Origin of the sequence: Fictibacillus nanhaiensis (genome assembly GCF_049537595.1) — a bacterium.
In the GTDB taxonomy this organism is placed as follows: domain Bacteria; phylum Bacillota; class Bacilli; order Bacillales; family Fictibacillaceae; genus Fictibacillus; species Fictibacillus nanhaiensis_F.
The window spans coordinates 80,725-99,282 of the sequence record NZ_JBMULM010000002.1; the positions used below are offsets into that span (position 1 = coordinate 80,725).

Consider the following 18,558-nt stretch of genomic DNA (forward strand, 5'->3'; position numbering starts at 1 on the left):
GACGAAACACAAAAATTCTCTTTTAGTGTAATATTACACAAGGTAAAACGTGTTATCAAGCAATAAATTGAAAAGAGTATACGAAGTCTTATGTTAATTATGTTAAATAAGGGTCATTAAAAAAGAACAGCGATTTAAAGCTGTTCTTAAAATTATCACATTTATTTTTTGTCTTGTACATAATGCACGATTTTTAAAATCGTTTTGCGAGGTAAGAATCGTACGATGTTAGCTAATGCCTTGTTTTTAAATCCTGGAATCGACAATGACTCTTTAGACATTAAGGCGTTGTAGCCTGACCGCGCAACGTCGCTCGCATTCATGGCACCAGATTGAAACAAGCGAGATGATTCAAGGCTTGCCCGTTTTTCAAAGTTTGTAGCTGTAGCACCAGGACAAAGAGCAGTAACACTGACATCTGTATGGCGTAATTCATAGTTGATGGCTTCTGAAAAGGAAAGTACATATGCTTTTGTTGCGTAATAGACAGCCATTAATGGTCCCGGTTGGAAAGCTGCAGTTGAGGCCACGTTTAAGATTTTCCCTCGATTACGCTTAATCATTCCGGGAAGAAGCTGTTTTGTCAGCGTTGTAAGAGCCGTTATATTTACTTGTATCATATCTTTTTCATCTTTCCATGATGTCTCGTTAAAAGGTCCGTAAGCAGCAAATCCTGCATTGTTGATCAGAACGTCAATCTCATACCCTTTTGCAATAATCTCTGCTGTTAGTTCTTCTGCAGCGTCCGTTCGGCTTAAGTCTTTCGCAATTACCGTAACAGAAATACCGTATTTTTTAAACATCTGTTCGGCGATCTCATTAAGCTTTGACTCGTTTCTTGCTGTAAGCACTAAATGATAGCCGTCTTTTGCAAAGAGATCGGCAAATTCAAGGCCAATTCCGCTTGAAGCTCCTGTAATGAGTGCGATTTTATTATTTATCATAAGAAACATCCTTTCTATTGTTATGTTTATATGTTTAAGAATATCAACATGATATCATAAATAGAAAAATAAATAAACAATAACTCATCAAAAAAGGTATGATGAAAGAAATATGAAAATTTCGACAAAGGAGGTGCGCTTGAATGAAAAACGTAATGATTGCAAAACATCCTGCAACAGGTGAAACCATAGACCAGTGGCTAGAAACGGGAGAAAATCACGTTCCTGAAATTTATGAAAAAGCTTCTGCTGCTTTTCAATATTGGTCCACACGTACATTAGAAACTCGATTAACGTTTATAAAAAAGATAAAGCAGCATCTATTAGATAACATGGATGAGATTGTAGATGAAATTTGTGCTGCGACTGGAAAAGTGAAGACAGAAGCTCTAACAGCAGATCTTATGCCTGTAATTGATATCATCTCGCATTATGAAAAGCGCGCACCAAAAATTTTAAAGAGGAAAAAAGTTTCCACACCGATTCTTTTTATAGGAAAATTTTCATATGTAGATTATTTTCCTCTAGGAACCGTATTAGTCATCTCACCATGGAACTATCCTTTTCAACTATCGATGACACCTGTGATCTCTGCACTAATCGCAGGAAATTCCGTCATTGTAAAACCATCTGAGGTCACACCTACGATCGGCCTGTTGATTGAAAAAATTGCGAGGGAAGTGAATCTGCCGAAAAATGTTCTTCAAGTTGCGCATGGCGGAAAAGAGCTGGGCCAAGCTTTAGTTTCTGGAACGCCAGATGGCATTTTCTTCACAGGATCTGTTGAGACAGGACGAAAGATAGGAGTTGAAGCAAGCAAGAGGTTTATTCCTTATACCCTGGAGCTTGGCGGAAAAGATCCAATGATTGTATTTGATGATGCTCACATGATAAGAGCAGTGAATGGTGCAGTTTGGGGAGCATTCACGAATGCAGGACAAGTTTGCATGTCGATCGAAAGAGTTTATGTGCAGCATGCGATTCATGGAGAATTCATCGACCGTCTTGTAGAAGAAACGAAGAAACTAAAACTTGGAGACGATATTGGTTCATTAACTTTTCCTCACCAAAAAGAGATCATCAGAAATCACGTGAAGGATGCATTAGAGAAAGGAGCTCTTCTGCTTACTGGCAAAGAGCCAGATCAGTGGGGAGAAACCATGTATTTGGAACCAATGATCTTAACGAATGTTACGGAAGATATGAAAATCCTTAAAGAAGAAACATTTGGACCAGTACTGCCTGTGATCTCCTTCTCAACAGAGGATGAAGCGATCCAAAAAGCCAACAGCACTGAGTTTGGTTTGAACGCAAGTGTATGGACAAAGGATGCTAAAAAAGCAAATCGTGTGACATCAAAGCTTGTAACAGGCAGTGCGGTGATTAATGATGTACTCGTTTCAGTAGCAAATCCTCATCTTCCATTTGGTGGTGTAAAAAGCAGTGGTGTAGGCAGGTATCATGGAGACGAAGGCTTGTTCACCTTTACCCGTCAGATGTCGGTAATGAAGGATGCGGGAATCAAACAGCGAGAAATAAATTGGTACCCGTATGAAAATAAGTACTCAAACATAAGAACATTGATAAAAGCTTATTTTTCAAACAGCAAAGGGAGAGCGGAACTAATACGTTCAGGCATCAAACAGCTTCGGAAAAAATAAGAGCTGTTTTCGTTTTGCAGAGTTGTTTTTGAAGTAGTTGATTTACGTTACGTATGCTCGCTTTCCACGGGGCGAACGGTGAGCCACATTCGTACGTTTTACTTTTAAGTGTCTCATCTGTCTAGTTGCAGTGGCTAGCCCTAGAGGTCAAAAGCTAAATGGCCCGTGATGAGCAAAGTGCGCCTTCCTGGTCCATTCACCTTTTGCTTGTCGGGGCTGAACGAGCCACTTTCACTTTTCGGACTGCCAGCCTGTCCTAGCCGAGAGTCTCGCACCTTCCACTACAATCAAAAGTCAAAGAAGGGAATAAAAATACTTAATGGCAACAATCTTTTAGAAAACAGCGTTGGTAAAACAAAAGCGATTCAGCATTCACAACCTGCTGAATCGCATTTTTTTATTAGCCTTTCGAAATAGACTGTTACTAAAAATTTTTAGTTGTTTTCTTTTTCACTTCTTTTGCAAGTTGATTGGAGCGGAAGGTTGCCGACTCCTATGGGCTCACCGTTCGCCCCATGGAAAGCGAGCAACCTGAAGCGGAAATCAACTACTTTCAAGAACAGCAGCGTATATAACAAAAAAACTACAAAATACATTCCTCTTCAATAATGTGAATGAGCTGTTTGAGCTGAACAACGGTTTGATCAAGCGTTAAGAAATAAAAGATCTCTTTCCCTTTTTTCTCCGTCCCAACAATTCCAGCTTCTCGTAAAATTTTTAAGTGATGGGAGACTGTTGGCCGTGACATTGGAGATTGACTAGCAATATCCGTTACATTCATTTTATCTGTCTCCGCTAAAAGCAGAACAAGGTCTTGTCTGACTGGATCACCTAATGCTTGAAACAGAGGTATGGTTTTTCTGAACATCTCTACTGCATATTCATTTGACATTTTCTTTCACCAACTTTTTCATAATCATCACACAATTTTTTTCTTACTATCATTCAGTATAAACCAACTAGACAACCTTTTTGAATACATCAACCGATTTGTAGTGGGAAGAACGCTATATATTGCCAGTGTTGGGTGCGAATAGAGAAACTGGTGGGATACACAATAAGAGCAAGGGGGTGAAACACATGGCAAGAAGAAACAAATTGGTTGTCCCAGGAGCACAGCAAGCAATTGATCAAATGAAATATGAGATCGCATCTGAGTTCGGTGTTACACTTGGCCCAGATACAACTGCTCGTGCGAATGGCTCGGTTGGTGGGGAAATGACAAAACGTTTAGTCGCAATGGGTCAGCAACAGTTAAGTGGCGGTAATCGCTAACTTACTTCATAGCTGAAGTAAAGGGGGTGGAGGAATCCACCCTTTTTTTAAATCAAACTGGAGATGATAGTGATGGCGATGTGTCCGATCTGTAATAACTTTCAAACCATAAACGTCCGTTGTCCAGAATGCGGAAGGGCGGTTCAAGATCAAGGAAGAGTGAGTGACTTTTTCGATGATTACAGTCCCTACATGGAAGTAGATGAACTGAAGCTAGAGGATGGCTATCCGAGTAATTTTGCAGAAAGCCAATGCCCGCATGTATTTTATTGTGATGCTTGTCATCAAGAAGTGCTTTTTTTTATAGGTGAGTGGGAATAGAAAAAAAACCTTCATATCTAAAAGAGACATGAAGGGATTATTGGCTGATTCTGATTCTTCTTTCAAGCAGTACTCGAAGACCGTCCAATAGGGAAGTTAAAATCCAATAAAGGACTGCAGCTTCTAATAGAACAGGTAAAACGATCAATTGTGATGCGCTGATCTGATCTGCCATCAAAGTAAGCTCTGGTACTGTAATTACTGATGCTAGTGAAGAAGCTTTAACGATATCGATCAATGAATTCCAAACGGATGGAATCGAAATTCTCCATGCTTGTGGGAGAATTACTTCTTTATACGTAAGATATCTGTTCATCCCAAGTGAAAAAGCGGCTTCCCATTGTCCTTTTTCGATCGACTGAATAGCTCCCCGATAGGATTCGGCAATGTAGGCACTAAAATGAAGTATGAGTCCAGCGAGCGCAGCCTGCCATCCTTCTGGTACATAAATAAACGTGAAACCGTTATAAAGAATCAATAATTGAATTAATAATGGCGTTCCTCTAAAGAAAGAAATATACCCCTTAGCAATCCCTGACAAGAATTTATTCGATGACATCCTGCATAAAGCAACAACCAATCCGAAAATTAGCGCTCCGAAAATCGATACAAGGCTTATAACGATAGTAAAAACAGCTCCCTCCAATAAATAGGGGAGGGAGTTGATCAGAATTTCTGATAAATTATTCACTTACATCTTCTCCAAAATATTTTTCGGAGAGCTTTTTCAGTGTGCCGTCTTTCTTCATTTCTTCAAGCGCTTTGTTTACATCTTTAATGAGATTCTTATCATCTTTTCGGAATGCAAATGCCATTTCATTTTCGTTAAAAGGTTCGCCAACCGCTTTAACGTTATAATCTGTTTTCTTTAACTCTGTCAGGATGAAAAGCTGATCGTTCATTGCAGCATCTACACGGTTAACATCTAAATCTGTTAATACTTGTGCAGCACCTTTATAAAATTTTGTTTTTGCTCCAGCTTTTTCGGCTTCAGCAGCGTAGTTACTTCCTTGTGTGGTTCCGACTACTTTGCCTTTTAAATCTTCAATTCCTTTAATATCTTTGTTGTCTTTGTTTACGATAACTTGTCCACCAGAAACGGTATATGGAGTAGAGAAGTCATATTTAGCTTTTCTCTCGTCTGTTATAGTTACTTGATTGGCTACTAGATCAAATCGTTTAGAGTCTAGAGACGTAAACATGTTCTTCCATTCAGTTGCCACGAACTTTGGCTCCATATCAAGACGCTTGGCAACTTCTTTAGCTACTTCTACATCATAACCTGTGATCTCGTTTGTCTTTTTATCACGGTATGAGAAAGGTGGATATGTAGCTTCAGTACCAACTGTAAGTACTTTTTTATCAGTGTTCGAACCTGATTTTGACTCGTCAGAATTTCCGCATGCTGACAACAGAATGACAGAAAGAGCGAGAGCTGACAGGAATTTAAGTGTGTTTTTCAAATGAAGTCCTCCTCGTCAGGATAATCCCGACAAATTTTATAGAATTTATTGTATAAACGAATGGCGAATTCGTCAATCATTAAACATTTTCCCCGATAAAGAAAAAAATAACAGGGGATTTTTTTTGGGGGATACATTATCACATAAAAAGGAGGCAGGAACACATAATTTTAGAGTCCTATCATATAAAAATTAAGAGTTATCATATAAAAATATGAATGTATCACATAAAAAACATATTTTGGTACTTGCTAGTCGTATAATGGACAATAAAAAGCTCTGCTTAATCTTGATTAAGATTAAGCAGAGCTTTTATAACATATGAATTAACGAATACGCAGTTCTGTTTCTTTATCAAAGAAATGTGCTTTGTTCATGTCAAACGCTAAGGAAATGTCCTGACCGTTGCGAATGTCTGTACGAGAATCTACGCGTGCGATGAAATCTTGTCCGCTAACTGTAGAGTACAAGAACGTTTCAGCACCCATCAGTTCAGCAACGTCGATCTTCGCTTCGATCTTCGTGTTTGAAGATGACTCTAAGAATACAGGCTCATCATGAATATCTTCTGGACGGATACCTAGAACAACATCTTTGTTGTTGTAGCCTTTTTCTTGTAAAATCTTCATCTTTCCGCCAGGAACTGCAATCTTGGTGTCACCGACTTTGAAGAATCCGTCTTCAAGCGTACCATTCAAGAAGTTCATTGCCGGGCTTCCGATAAATCCACCAACGAAGACGTTCTCAGGCGTATCGTATACTTCTTTCGGAGATCCAACTTGCTGGATGCGTCCGTCTTTCATAACAACGATACGAGTTGCCATCGTCATCGCTTCTGTTTGGTCATGCGTTACGTAGATTGTAGTCGTTTGCAGACGTTGGTGAAGCTTTGTGATCTCTGCACGCATCTGAACACGAAGTTTTGCATCAAGGTTGGATAACGGCTCATCCATCAAGAATACTTTTGCATCACGAACGATCGCACGTCCTAGTGCAACACGCTGACGCTGACCACCTGAAAGCGCTTTTGGTTTACGATCTAAATATTGCTCAAGACCAAGAATACGTGCTGCTTCTTTAACACGCTTTTCAATTTCTTCTTTGCTGAACTTTCTTAGTTTAAGACCGAATGCCATGTTGTCATAAACGTTCATGTGAGGATACAGGGCATAGTTTTGGAAAACCATCGCGATGTCACGATCTTTTGGAGCAACATCGTTTACAACGCGCTCATCGATGATAAGATCACCTTCAGAAATTTCTTCTAGACCAGCGATCATACGAAGCGTTGTTGATTTACCGCAACCAGATGGTCCTACGAATACGATGAATTCTTTATCCGAAATATCAAGGTTGAAATCATGTACAGCTGTTACTTTATTATCATATCTTTTTACGATGTTATTTAACTTAATACCTGCCATGTTTTATAATTCCCCTTCCGATGTAAACGTTTTCTTAATGTTTTAAGTTTACGCTTTCATATCGTACAACGTAAATGGACGACATGCCTAAAATAAAAAAACCTCTTTATGCAATGTGCACAAAGAGGATGGTTGAAGTTAACGAGGAACTTTCTGTTCAATAAGAAGAATGGCCAAGTACACGGTGAGTGCATTCTTCAATTGCTTAACATCAATGCCTGTTTTGTCATAAAACTTTTCCACACGATATTGAAGGCTGTTTCGGTGAATATATAATTGCTTCGCTGCTAACGAAACGTTAAGGTTGCATTCAACAAAAACTTTGATGCTTTTTAGCGTTTCCTCATCTTCTTCTAGCCACTCTTCTACTAGTGATGTTAATGTTTGATCGGCCATCGGACTGGCAGACTGAAGGAGGATATACGGAACGATGTCAGCTACTGTATATACGGATTTCGGCATCAAACAATTCCGCACGTCTAAAAATTGTTGCTGTTCTCTTGTATACGTTTCTTTTGCGCGACGAAGTTGATTGTTATAGCACCCGATATATATAGAAATATCTAAATAAAAATCTGTAGAGAGCATATCTTTTAACGCTTCATAAGGTGTTTCACTAAACTCCTGTTTGGATGTTTCAATAATCACGCCACTCTTAAGATCTTTGTTAAGAAGGAGAACTGCATCCTCAGGAAAAAGTCCATTTACTGCTTCTGAAAATGAAGCATGATCCGTGATTGGCTGCTTGCTAAAAAAGTGTACAAATCGATAGAAGCCTTCTTCTGTTGTAGCTTTTTCGTCAAAAAGAAGTGCTCTCCATTTTAACTGCTGTGCTGAAAAAACATTTGATGAATGATCATTTTCATATGTGTTAAACATGGATCGAAGTAATGTTAGTTCTGATTCTGAAACAGCAGGTTTTGAGATACCGAACGGTTCGCTGTCATCTGAAAGGAACCAGTAATAGCCAAACTGCTGTGAGAGGTCTGTAGTCATAGAATTCTTATAGTGCTTCTTTAGCTTATCGAGCATCCTTTTTCATATCCTTTCAAGAAAAAGCTTGCTATTATTATAGCAATGTTAAGTGGTTAACTAAACTAACAGATTCCCAAGAAGGAGGAGACACTATGAAAACGTGTCCTTGAGTAACTTCTGCAACGGTCGTGTACGACTGGGAGAATAAAGAGATTTGGACGAATAAAAAAAATTGGGACAAGCAGGATTCACCTAAAGGATCAAAGTCATTGATTCTTACATTTGATGATGGGCCATCCTCTGTTTTGGTTGAACTGCTAGATATCCTAAAGAAACATGGAGTTAAAGCATTATTCTTTTGGCAATCAAAGTTGTTGCATGTAAAACGTCCTTGGAAACAAGTGATTGAAGAAGGACATATGATCGGTGGACATTCATTGCGCCATCGCGTTTTAACGAGACTTTCTTATCGTGACCAGCTTCATGATATTTCTACGAATATGAAACAGCTGGAATCTCTCACAGGTCAAGAAGTGAAATATTTTCGTCCGCCTTATGGACAGTTTAATGAAGATACGTTGGATGTTCTAAAGAAGCTCAATGTGGTTCCTTTTTTATGGGAAGTGGCGGGTCTTGATTGGGAACACAAAAAAGATCCCTTACACATTGTTCATAACATCTTGAATCATGCTGAGGATGGCTCTGTTATTCTTCTCCATGAATTAAAGCAAACCGTAGAAATTTTAGATGAATTGATTTCTGAATTAAAACTAGAAGGCTATGAATTTGTATTGCCTCCTAAATCTTTTTAAAGGGAGGGTTCTAGATGAAGAATAAAATTGTTGTTTCATTCAGTGGTGGAAAAGATTCTATATTAGCTCTGTATCGACTGCAGAAGTCAGCAGAATGGGAGATTGACTCCTTACTAACAACGTTAACAGAAGACTACGATCGGACAACCATGCATGGCGTACGAAATGAACTTTTAGAAATGCAGGCAAAATCACTTGGTTTACCTCTCCGAGCGGTTTGGATCCCTAAAGATTGTTCAAACGATATGTACCGACAAAGAATGGAAAAAGCTGTTGACGACATTAAAGCTGATGGTATACAGCACATCATGTTTGGGGATATTTTTTTAGAAGATGTAAAAAAGTACCGCGAAAACATGTTAGAAGGTACAGGAATCGCGCCAATTTTTCCAATATGGGGTGAGAGTTCTGAGCAAATTATTGAGGAGTTTCTGAGTGAAGGGTTTAAGACTGTTGTGTGCTGCTCAGATACATTAAAAATAGATTCCTCTTTTACTGGCCGTGTCATAGACGAGCAGTTTATAGAAGACTATCCGAAGAAACATGATATATGTGGGGAGAACGGAGAATTTCATACATTTGTTTTTGATGGACCGAACTTTTCCTTTCCTGTTACGTATACGTTAGGTGAGACGCGAATGGTAAAAGATATGTTCAGTAATGAAGATCGTTTTCATTATGTGGATATCCTTCCAAAAGGGGAGCAAAACTAGCTAGCACAATCACAATCCACATTTACTAGGAAAATAGAATCTAGAGTAATGGAGATAAAAATATGGATATATGGATTTCAATTTCTATCATGGCGATCGTCGGTGCGTTTATTGGTGGTCTAACAAACTCCATTGCAATTCGAATGTTATTTAGACCGTTTACTACATTATATATTGGTAAATATCGAGTTCCATTTACACCTGGACTCATACCGAAGCGTAGAAAACAACTCGCCGTGCAGCTGGGTGAGACCGTAACCAAGCATCTTCTTACCGCAGAAGGTGTACAAGCGAAAATTAACGATAACGAATTTCGTAAAGAGATGACTGAACTCGTTCAAGTAGAAGTGAAACGCTTCTTAAAGAGTGATATGACGATCAGTGATTTGCTTAAACAAGATTTCGGTGTGGATGATGTTCAGAACAGAATCCAAACAACAACCGAAACATGGCTGAGTTCTCGAATGAATAGAATGCTTCAGGAATCAAACGGTAAGGAAATGAAAGATGTTCTGCCAGAAAAATTTGTTGCCAGAGGGGAAGAAAAGTTACCAGAAGTTGTAGATTGGCTCTTGAACAAAGGGGTTACTTATTTAGAAAGTGAGGAAGGCCGAAAATCTCTTGCAAGTGGCATTGATGCCTTTCTAATGGATAAAGGAATGCTCGTAAATATGGTATCTATGTTCTTTGGTAATGTTAGCATTGCAGACAAAGTACAACCAGAACTGATCAAGTTCATGAAACATGAAAATACACGTGATACCTTGTTGAACCTTCTTCAGCAAGAATACCGAAACTTTATGGAAAAACGAACGGAAGAGGCACTGGGGCTACTGAAGCTGCCTGAGTTTACGACAGGTTTAGCAAAAGAAATTACAGCTAGACTTCCCATCGAAGAATATTTAAACACACCTGTTTCTTCATTAGCGAGTTCAGTTGAGAGTTGGATTATTGATGACCTAACACCAAAAGCAGTATCTGCAGGTCTAGACCTATTTGTCGATCGATTAGAAATGCTGCTTGAAAAGATGCATCTTGCGAAAATTGTTGAAGAACAAGTTGAAGCCTTTTCTCTAGAGCGTCTAGAGGAAATCATCATATCAATCGCAAAAAGTGAACTTAAGATGATAACATGGCTAGGAGCATTGTTAGGTGGAATTATCGGTGTACTTCAAGGTATCCTTGTACTATTTTTGTAGAGTCTGTTATAGTGGGTACCGTAGTTAATCAATAGGAGGTATTTTACCAATGTCAAACGTATACGATGTTGCTTACGACTTAGAAAAAGCATTGCGCAATAGTGAGGACTTTACAGCTTTAAAACAAAGCTATGATGAAGTAAATAACAATCCGGAAACGAAAGAACTTTTCGGTAAATTCCGTGATATTCAAGTAAATCTTCAACAAAAACAAATGAACGGCCAAGAAGTGACTCCTGAAGAGATCGAAGAAGCTCAAAAGCTTTTTGCTGATGTACAGCAGAACGAAACGATCTCAAAGCTTATGGCAGCAGAGCAACGCATGAGCATGATCATCAATGATCTAAACAAAGTGATCACAAAGCCACTGGAAGAGCTTTATGGACCAATGGTTGAAGAAGACGGACAACAGCAATAACAATGTGCTGATCTAACCCCCTGTTACTTTTGTAGCAGGGGTTTTTCTTTTGCCTAATATTTCTTAGGTTTGTCCGCGTTCTAAAGCATGTTTCAAGGTCATAAACTTAACACGAGTTCTTATACTATATTTTCGCGAAATGGGGGGAGCGCATCATGGTATACCGTTTACTAGCGATTGACATCGACGGAACCCTACTGCGAAGCAATTTCCGTATCGATAAAGAAACGAAAGAAGCCATTGATTATGTGCAGCAAAAAGGGGTCTATGTCACACTCGCTTCGGGCAGGAGTTTTCCATCTACACAAAAGATCGCAAAAGCGTTAAAGATCGACAGTTATTTGATCAGTCATAATGGTGGATTCATTGCTTCATCTCTTGATGAACCTCTTCAAGAGAAAAGGTTATCGGTCGAGGATACTTATAGATTGGTAGAAGTGCTTGGAAATTACGAATGCCACATGCGTGTCGTCCATGAGCGCTTCTCCGTAGGAAATCAACTCAAGCAAAAAAGTCAGCTCGTTGCGAAATTAACGTTAAGCACGGGTGATCCGCTGTTCTACCCTGTATCTTTTACAGAAAATCTTGGAGACTATGTTCTCTCACAAGAAGTGGCACCGCCAAAGATGGATGTTCAGTTCTTTGATGAGAAAGAATGCGACTCTGCAATGAAGTACCTAGAAGAACACATGCCAGACTTTGAGTATTCTTCATCGGCAAAATGTCAGTTAGAGATCACAGCTAAAAAAGTAACAAAAGGAAATGCGTTAAGGTACCTTGGTGAGAAACTCGGGATCGCTCCAAATGAGATGGTAGCAATCGGGGATTCCTATAACGATCTAGATATGATTGAATTTGCAGGTCTAGGTGTAGCGATGGCGAACGCACCTGATGAAGTAAAGAGAAAAGCAAAGTGGATTACGCGTACAAACGACCAGCTAGGCGTTCCGTACATGATAAAAGAAGTGTTCCGCAAGCAGATGCGCTTCCAGACGTTGAAACGATAGTTAGTTGTTGAAAAAGAGGACTCTTTTTAGACATTTTGTCTGAGAAGAGTCTTTTTGTGTGTAGGTAAAAGAGGTGAGGGACATTTATGGAAATTCATGAGCGATTCTAGAGATTTATGAGCGATTCCTGAGATTTGTGAGCGATTTCTGAGATTTGTGAGCGATTCCTAAATCCTGATGGCCTATCCTTAGGGATTACATACAAATAGAGTTCTTTCGACATCTACCGTCGAAATTCGTAAAAAACGTTTCAGTTTTGTTACAAATGTAGAAAATGAAAGGGTTTACATGAATCGTGACGAATAATATTTATGTAAGAACCACAATGCAAAGGGAGGATTCAAATGGAAAAAACTTTAGACCTTCAATTAAAACCAAAGGTGGCCGAGTTTCTTAACGGAACGAAAAAGCATTTTATCAATGGGGAATGGGTCAGCTCAGCTAGCGGAAAAACATTTGAAACGTTAAACCCTTCAACTGGAGAAGTATTAGCCGTTGTATCTGAAGGTGGAACTGAAGATATCGACAAGGCGGTAAAAGCGGCAAGAGCTGCTTTTGAAACAGGTTATTGGTCAAAGATGCCTGCTTCAAAGCGAAGTTACTTGATCTACAAATTAGCAGAATTGATGGAAGAGAATAAAGAAGAATTAGCACAGCTTGATACATTGGATAACGGGAAGCCGATCCGCGAAACGATGAATGCAGATGTTCCGCTCGCGATCGAACATTTCCGCTATTATGCTGGTTGGTCAACGAAAATCGTGGGGCAGACGATTCCTGTAGCAGGAAGCTTCTTCAACTATACGCGTCATGAAGCGCTTGGTGTAGTTGGACAGATCATTCCTTGGAATTTCCCATTATTAATGGCTGCTTGGAAGCTTGGTGCAGCACTTGCGACGGGATGTACAGTCGTACTTAAGCCGGCTGAGCAAACACCTCTTTCAGCACTCTACTTGGCAAAATTAGCACATGAAGCTGGGTTCCCAGAAGGTGTGTTAAACGTTGTAACGGGTGCTGGTGAAACAGGTGCAGCGCTAGTTGATCATCCAAACGTGGACAAGATTGCATTTACAGGTTCCACTGAAGTTGGAAAGCTGATCATGCGTAATGCGTCTAATTCTTTGAAGCGTGTAACGCTTGAGCTTGGTGGTAAATCACCAAATATCATCTTGCCTGATGCTGACATGAGCCGTGCAGTTCCTGGTGCCTTAAGCGGAATCATGTTCAATCAAGGACAAGTTTGCTGTGCGGGATCGCGTTTATATATTCAAAAGAAATCATTTGATAATGTCGTAGCAGACCTTGTGTCTCATGCGAAGAAAATCAAGCAAGGTCCTGGATTAGATCCAGATACAACGATGGGGCCGCTCGTATCTCAAGAACAGCATAACCGCGTTCTTGGATATATTCAAAAAGGACAAGATGAAGGTGCAGAATTGTTAACAGGAGGAACAACACCTTTTGACAAAGGATACTTTGTTGAGCCGACAATCTTCGCTGATGTTGATGATAAGATGACGATCGCGAAAGAAGAAATCTTCGGACCAGTTGTGGCTGCAATGCCGTTTGAAGACTTGGATGATGTGATTTCACGCGCAAACGATTCTGAGTACGGTCTTGCTGCAGGACTATGGACTGAGAATCTTAAAACGGCTCATTACGTTTCGAACAAGCTTCGTGCTGGTACGGTATGGGTGAACTGCTATAATGCGTTTGATGCTGCTTCACCATTCGGCGGATACAAGCAATCAGGTATCGGACGTGAAATGGGATCTTATGCATTAAACAACTACACAGAAGTTAAGAGTGTATGGGTTAACTTAAAATAGACAACAAGATATAACGGGGTCAAAAATCGAACGGACGAATAAGAAAAACCGGGTGCTAGATCCAGCATCCGGTTTTTCTACGTTCATTGATTAGCGGCGAATCTCTTCGTCAATTTTGTTTTCTCGGTGCTCATGTAGGAGGACTACACTATGCTCCTCAAAAATTTCACTTCCTCGACCTTCTTGCTTCTGAATGAACAACTTATACATTGTTAAGCAGCTGATTATTAAAGCATCACCTTTATGAATCGCAACCCCGTATCATCATAGTCTAAACTGCGATAGAACTCATGCGTATCCGTTCTTTGTTTTCCACTATTCAGCAAGATCGCCGTACAGCCTTGTTCTTTTGCCCATTCTTCCCCATAACGAACAAGCTCCTTGCCGATGCCGTTTCCTCTGAATTCTTCACTTACCACTAGAGCAGTTATACGTGCATAGCAGCCGTTTTTTTCAAAATATATACCTTTTGCAAGGCCGATCATCCCAATCACTTGGTCTTTTACACAAGCCACAAAACAAGCATAAGCCGAATTAGGGAGCAGCGTTTCTAATCGCTCTGTCATCTCTTCGGGCTTGGTTGGATAACCGAGCTCTCCCATTAAATAAGAAAGTTCGTAACTGTCATCGTATCGAGCTTCTCGTAGAATCACTTCACTCACTGTTTTCTCCCTCGTTTCCATGAGTTTCATTAGCGATGAAAAAGAAGCAACTGTCCCTTTGGTGAAGTCAGACGATGCGTTTTTTCTTGCATGTTCAGTTCAGCCAAACGGGCTTCTCCTTGCTCTTTTGCTTCAGAGTCGCTCTGTGCAGTAATTGTTTCATCCAATATTTTTTCACCATTACTTTCGTATGCAGTTAGTGCGTATGTATTCATGATGATCGAACTCCTTTCGTATCTAAATTTGATTTCAACATTCGACGAATTTTTCCTGCCTTAAAATTAAGAATTTATATGAAACATACTGTCTTGCCCTGCGTAATAGAAATATATGGTATATTTTACAGCGGGAGGGATATAGTCATGTTGACCATTAACGAAGTGAGGAAACAGTTTGGCAGTTTTACAGCCGTTGACGGAATTAACTTACAGATTCCTAGAGGTGAGATTTTTGGTTTGTTAGGTGCGAATGGTGCGGGGAAAACGACGACGTTTCGAATGATCTTAGGATTATTAACACCATCACAAGGAAGAATCACTTGGAACGATAAAGAAATCTCTTATGAGACAAGTGATCTTATAGGGTATCTACCCGAAGAAAGAGGATTGTATCCAAAACTGACAGTTAGAGAGCAGTTGATCTATCTTGGTCAGTTGCGCGGCATGACGCGATCACAAATCCAAGAACAGACGAATAAGTGGTTGAAGCGTTTTGGTGCTGAAGAGTATTTGAATAAGAAGGTAGAAGCGTTGTCAAAAGGAAATCAGCAAAAAATTCAGTTCATCGCGGCTGTTCTTCATCGTCCGGAACTTTTGATCTTAGATGAACCGTTTAGCGGACTAGACCCTGTGAACGTTGAGCTTCTAAAGAGTGCTGTTCATGGGCTGAAAAAAGAAGGAACGACGATCGTGTTCTCCTCTCATCGAATGGAGCATGTAGAAGAACTATGTCAGCATCTCTGTATCATGCATAGAGGAAAGTCAGTTGTTCAAGGAAATCTAAAAGAAATAAAACGATCTTTTGGGAAAAAGAACGTATCTGTTAAAGCAGACTTTGATCTAACTTACTTGAAAGATACGGCTGGAGTTATTAAGCATCGTACAACAGGAGACGGAATCATTCTTCAAGTTGAACGAGAAGAAGTAGCAAAGGATTTATTCCAAGCTATCCAATCAAAAGGATTTGTAAGAAAATTTGAACTTGAGGAACCTTCATTAAATGATATCTTCATCGAGAAAGTAGGTGTTGTTCATGAGTAAATTTATGACTGTAATGATGCATACATACCGATCTAAAATAAAATCAAAACCATTTCTGATCACAACACTTATTACAATCGGTTTGTTATTTGTCATAACGAATATGAACGAGATCACAAAAATGTTTGGTGAAGATGAGGCTTCTAAAATTGGCGTTATCGACCGAACAGGAGACACGCTCCCAGCTCTTCAAACACAGCTTAAGCAAACGAGTGATGATGTGAAAGCCGAAGCGTTCACAAAATCAGAGAGTGAAGCAGAAAAAGCCGTCCTTGATGGTAAGATCGAAGGGATTTTAATTCTCGATAGGGATGCTTCAGGTATCATATCAGGAACATATAAAGCAGAAGATGTAACACAACAGAGCTTGATCGCAGATGTAGAGTTAGCGCTGCAGCAGATTAAAAACAAATCAGCCGCTGAGTCCATCGGATTAAACCAAGAACAGCTCGCTGCTATTTATTCACCGGTTTCTTTTGCTAAAGAGTCATTGTCTGATTCAGCGAAAAGTGAGGAAGAAGCAGCACAAGTATACATCTTAGTCTACGTGGTTCTATTTTTCATGTACATGGCCGTCATGATGTATGGAAGTATGATCGCGGTAGAGGTGGCAACAGAAAAATCTTCACGTGTTATGGAAATCCTGATTTCTTCTGTATCGCCTGTAACACAAATGTTTGGAAAAATCTTTGGTATCGTACTCGTAGCATTAACTCAATTAGCATTGTTTGTTGCTGGAGGGTATCTGGCAGTGAAATTAAACGGACAGCTTAGCGGAAGTGAAAGTATCATAAATGAACTAAAGCTGAATGAGATTCCAACGTCATTAATCATCTATGCTCTTGTGTTTTTCATTTTAGGATTCTTTCTCTACTCAACTCTCTTTGCGATGCTAGGTTCATTGATCAGCAGAGTTGAAGAAGTAAATAATTTGATGACACCTGTAGTGATCGTAATCGTGGCGGCATTCATGATCGCCATGTTTGGCAGAGAAAATCCAGAGTCTGGTTTCGTTGCTGCTGCATCCTACTTCCCGCTTTTCACACCGATGCTCATGCTGCTTCGTGTAGGGATGCTTTCATTACCGGTTTGGGAAGTAGCACTGGGAATCAGCGTCCTAGTCGGAGCTATCTTCTTGTTTGCTATCATCGGTGCTCGTGTATATCGCGGTGGTGTATTAATGTACGGAAACGCACCTTCCTTGAAATTGTTTAAGCAAGCCCTCCTCTTATCTAAGCAGGAGAAGAAAAATACAACCGACGTTTAACACTTAAAAAGAGAGTCTCGTGCTCTCTTTTTTTATACATTCACAAGCGAACGTGCTTTCGTATATATGTTAAAATGAAGGGAAGAATGGTAGAAAAAGAGGATGAGTGAAATGATAAAGTTTTTACATTGTGCAGATCTTCATCTAGATAGTCCGTTCAAAGGACTTTCCTCGTTGCCAGAGGGGCTTTTTCAGCGACTTTTTGATAGCACGTTCGTATCCTTTAAACGGCTTATCGATCTGGCGATTTCAGAAGACGTAGATTTTATAATAATTGCAGGTGACCTTTATGACAGTGGGAACCGAAGTTTAAAAGCTCAGTCGTTTTTGAAAAATTGTTTTACGATATTGAACAGCCACAACATAAACGTATATGTTGTTCATGGCAATCATGATCCGTTAGATGGACAATGGGTAGATCTTGAATGGCCAAGCAATGTGCACTTTTTTGATGGCACTCACATTAAAACTCTCCACTTTGAAAAACAGGGAATAGTACTAGCAGCTCTGCACGGATTCAGTTATGAAACCGCAGCAGTCACAGATGATCGAACATTACACTATCCCGAAAAAAGAGATGATCTGTATCATATCGGTATTTTGCATGGACAGGCAGATGGTTATAGCGGACATAGCAGATACGCACCATTTTTACTAACAGAGCTTTTAAAGAAAGGCTACGATTATTGGGCGCTCGGCCACATTCATAAACGAACTGATCTAAATCTAGAACCGCCTGTTCGTTATTCAGGGAATATACAAGGCAGACATAGTGGAGAACTAGGTGAAAAAGGTGGTTACATCGTTACATTAAACCATAATGAAGTAAAAAGTCAGTTTTACTCCACGTCTGAAATCGATTGGCAGGAATGCCGAGTTGATTTAACAGAGGTCGATAATCTGCAAGAAGTGATCCTTTTGTGTGAAAAAAAGATCAGCACGTTTCTGCAACAAAATAAAGGTGTACTCCTCGTCTTAAAGTTGACGGGTCGAACACAGCTTTATCTTGACCTTTTGGATGGAACATTCATAGAAGACCTAGAAGAAATCTTGCGCGAAGAAGATTATGACTCTTCTTTTGTGCATGTTGTTGCGATCAAGAATGTAACAAGTCCATCTCTTCAAGAGGAACAATCCATGAAACAGTCAGGCTTTTTTCAAGATCTACAGAGTGTTTTAGAGGATGATACAGAATTACAATTAGCGATCTCAGAGTTATCGACACACAGAACAGCTAGAAAATACTTAGAGTTGAATGAACAAGATTGGGAAGATATCAAACAACAAGCAGAACAATTGTTATTATCTGAACTTCATAAAAACGGGTAG

At 39.7% G+C, this 18,558-nt stretch carries 20 protein-coding genes; 12 read left to right on the top strand and 8 right to left on the bottom strand.

The genetic code is table 11. The annotated features are described in order from the left end of the window. Window positions 1-161 precede the first annotated feature (161 nt). Entirely contained in the window at window positions 162-944 is a 783-nt protein-coding gene (locus ACOZ9X_RS11715; protein WP_423418338.1) for an SDR family NAD(P)-dependent oxidoreductase, read from the bottom strand. A gap of 143 nt (window positions 945-1,087) precedes the next feature. On the opposite strand from ACOZ9X_RS11715, the gene ACOZ9X_RS11720 reads away from it, so the two are divergent. Continuing rightward, the gene (locus ACOZ9X_RS11720; RefSeq protein WP_423418339.1) at window positions 1,088-2,605 is read left to right on the top strand and encodes an aldehyde dehydrogenase family protein; all 1,518 of its coding nucleotides are present in this window, start codon (window positions 1,088-1,090) and stop codon (window positions 2,603-2,605) included. 583 nt (window positions 2,606-3,188) lie between these two features. Here ACOZ9X_RS11720 and ACOZ9X_RS11725 read toward each other — a convergent pair. Beyond that, window positions 3,189-3,497: an ArsR/SmtB family transcription factor gene (locus tag ACOZ9X_RS11725; RefSeq protein WP_066391336.1), complete on the bottom strand. Its 309-nt coding sequence runs from the start codon at window positions 3,495-3,497 to the stop codon at window positions 3,189-3,191. A 188-nt stretch (window positions 3,498-3,685) separates the two neighbouring features. Here ACOZ9X_RS11725 and ACOZ9X_RS11730 point away from each other — a divergent pair, with 188 nt between their 5' ends. Next, window positions 3,686-3,880, top strand: a complete 195-nt coding sequence (locus ACOZ9X_RS11730; protein ID WP_066239924.1) for an alpha/beta-type small acid-soluble spore protein — start codon at window positions 3,686-3,688, stop codon at window positions 3,878-3,880. 72 nt (window positions 3,881-3,952) lie between these two features. Next, window positions 3,953-4,201, top strand: a complete 249-nt coding sequence (locus ACOZ9X_RS11735) for a hypothetical protein (RefSeq protein WP_144703780.1) — start codon at window positions 3,953-3,955, stop codon at window positions 4,199-4,201. A gap of 37 nt (window positions 4,202-4,238) precedes the next feature. On the opposite strand, the gene ACOZ9X_RS11740 is transcribed toward ACOZ9X_RS11735, so the two are convergent. The 4 genes from ACOZ9X_RS11740 to ACOZ9X_RS11755 form a co-directional block, all read right to left on the bottom strand. Beyond that, window positions 4,239-4,892, bottom strand: coding sequence for an amino acid ABC transporter permease (locus ACOZ9X_RS11740; protein ID WP_191754735.1), 654 nt, complete (start codon window positions 4,890-4,892; stop codon window positions 4,239-4,241). Beyond that, entirely contained in the window at window positions 4,885-5,664 is a 780-nt protein-coding gene (locus tag ACOZ9X_RS11745; protein WP_423418340.1) for a transporter substrate-binding domain-containing protein, read from the bottom strand. The genes ACOZ9X_RS11740 and ACOZ9X_RS11745 overlap by 8 nt, the downstream gene beginning before the upstream one ends. Before the next feature lie 326 nt (window positions 5,665-5,990). Beyond that, window positions 5,991-7,088 (bottom strand): ABC transporter ATP-binding protein, encoded by a 1,098-nt coding sequence (locus ACOZ9X_RS11750; protein WP_066391341.1) that lies wholly within the window; start codon window positions 7,086-7,088, stop codon window positions 5,991-5,993. Between the two features lie 138 nt (window positions 7,089-7,226). Further along, complete coding sequence (locus ACOZ9X_RS11755) at window positions 7,227-8,120, bottom strand: PucR family transcriptional regulator (RefSeq protein WP_423418341.1); 894 nt, start codon at window positions 8,118-8,120, stop codon at window positions 7,227-7,229. Between the two features lie 212 nt (window positions 8,121-8,332). Between ACOZ9X_RS11755 and ACOZ9X_RS11760 the strand changes: the two genes are divergently transcribed. From ACOZ9X_RS11760 to ACOZ9X_RS11785, 6 genes are all read left to right on the top strand, one after another. Continuing rightward, window positions 8,333-8,875 (top strand): polysaccharide deacetylase family protein, encoded by a 543-nt coding sequence (locus tag ACOZ9X_RS11760; protein ID WP_423418342.1) that lies wholly within the window; start codon window positions 8,333-8,335, stop codon window positions 8,873-8,875. A 14-nt stretch (window positions 8,876-8,889) separates the two neighbouring features. Next, entirely contained in the window at window positions 8,890-9,588 is a 699-nt protein-coding gene (locus ACOZ9X_RS11765) for a diphthine--ammonia ligase (RefSeq protein ID WP_423418343.1), read from the top strand. A 62-nt stretch (window positions 9,589-9,650) separates the two neighbouring features. Continuing rightward, entirely contained in the window at window positions 9,651-10,787 is a 1,137-nt protein-coding gene (locus ACOZ9X_RS11770; protein WP_423418344.1) for a DUF445 domain-containing protein, read from the top strand. A gap of 49 nt (window positions 10,788-10,836) precedes the next feature. Continuing rightward, window positions 10,837-11,205 carry a YlbF family regulator gene (locus tag ACOZ9X_RS11775; RefSeq protein ID WP_137790553.1) on the top strand — a complete coding sequence of 123 codons (369 nt, stop codon included), beginning with the start codon at window positions 10,837-10,839 and terminating at the stop codon, window positions 11,203-11,205. Window positions 11,206-11,360: 155 nt separating this feature from the next. Then, a complete protein-coding gene (locus ACOZ9X_RS11780; RefSeq protein WP_423418345.1) occupies window positions 11,361-12,212 on the top strand; it encodes a Cof-type HAD-IIB family hydrolase in 852 nt (283 codons plus the stop codon). 344 nt (window positions 12,213-12,556) lie between these two features. After that, window positions 12,557-14,041, top strand: coding sequence for an aldehyde dehydrogenase family protein (locus ACOZ9X_RS11785; RefSeq protein ID WP_066391353.1), 1,485 nt, complete (start codon window positions 12,557-12,559; stop codon window positions 14,039-14,041). A 227-nt stretch (window positions 14,042-14,268) separates the two neighbouring features. Here the strand turns inward: ACOZ9X_RS11785 and ACOZ9X_RS11790 are convergent, their stop codons facing one another. Beyond that, window positions 14,269-14,703 carry a GNAT family N-acetyltransferase gene (locus ACOZ9X_RS11790; RefSeq protein WP_423418346.1) on the bottom strand — a complete coding sequence of 145 codons (435 nt, stop codon included), beginning with the start codon at window positions 14,701-14,703 and terminating at the stop codon, window positions 14,269-14,271. Window positions 14,704-14,732: 29 nt separating this feature from the next. Beyond that, window positions 14,733-14,918, bottom strand: coding sequence for a YhzD family protein (locus ACOZ9X_RS11795; RefSeq protein ID WP_423418347.1), 186 nt, complete (start codon window positions 14,916-14,918; stop codon window positions 14,733-14,735). 147 nt (window positions 14,919-15,065) lie between these two features. On the opposite strand from ACOZ9X_RS11795, the gene ACOZ9X_RS11800 reads away from it, so the two are divergent. From ACOZ9X_RS11800 to ACOZ9X_RS11810, 3 genes are all read left to right on the top strand, one after another. Beyond that, window positions 15,066-15,962: an ABC transporter ATP-binding protein gene (locus ACOZ9X_RS11800; protein WP_423418348.1), complete on the top strand. Its 897-nt coding sequence runs from the start codon at window positions 15,066-15,068 to the stop codon at window positions 15,960-15,962. Continuing rightward, window positions 15,955-17,229: an ABC transporter permease gene (locus ACOZ9X_RS11805; RefSeq protein ID WP_423418349.1), complete on the top strand. Its 1,275-nt coding sequence runs from the start codon at window positions 15,955-15,957 to the stop codon at window positions 17,227-17,229. Before ACOZ9X_RS11800 ends, ACOZ9X_RS11805 begins: the two co-directional genes overlap by 8 nt. Window positions 17,230-17,340: 111 nt before the next feature. Continuing rightward, entirely contained in the window at window positions 17,341-18,558 is a 1,218-nt protein-coding gene (locus ACOZ9X_RS11810) for a metallophosphoesterase family protein (protein WP_423418350.1), read from the top strand.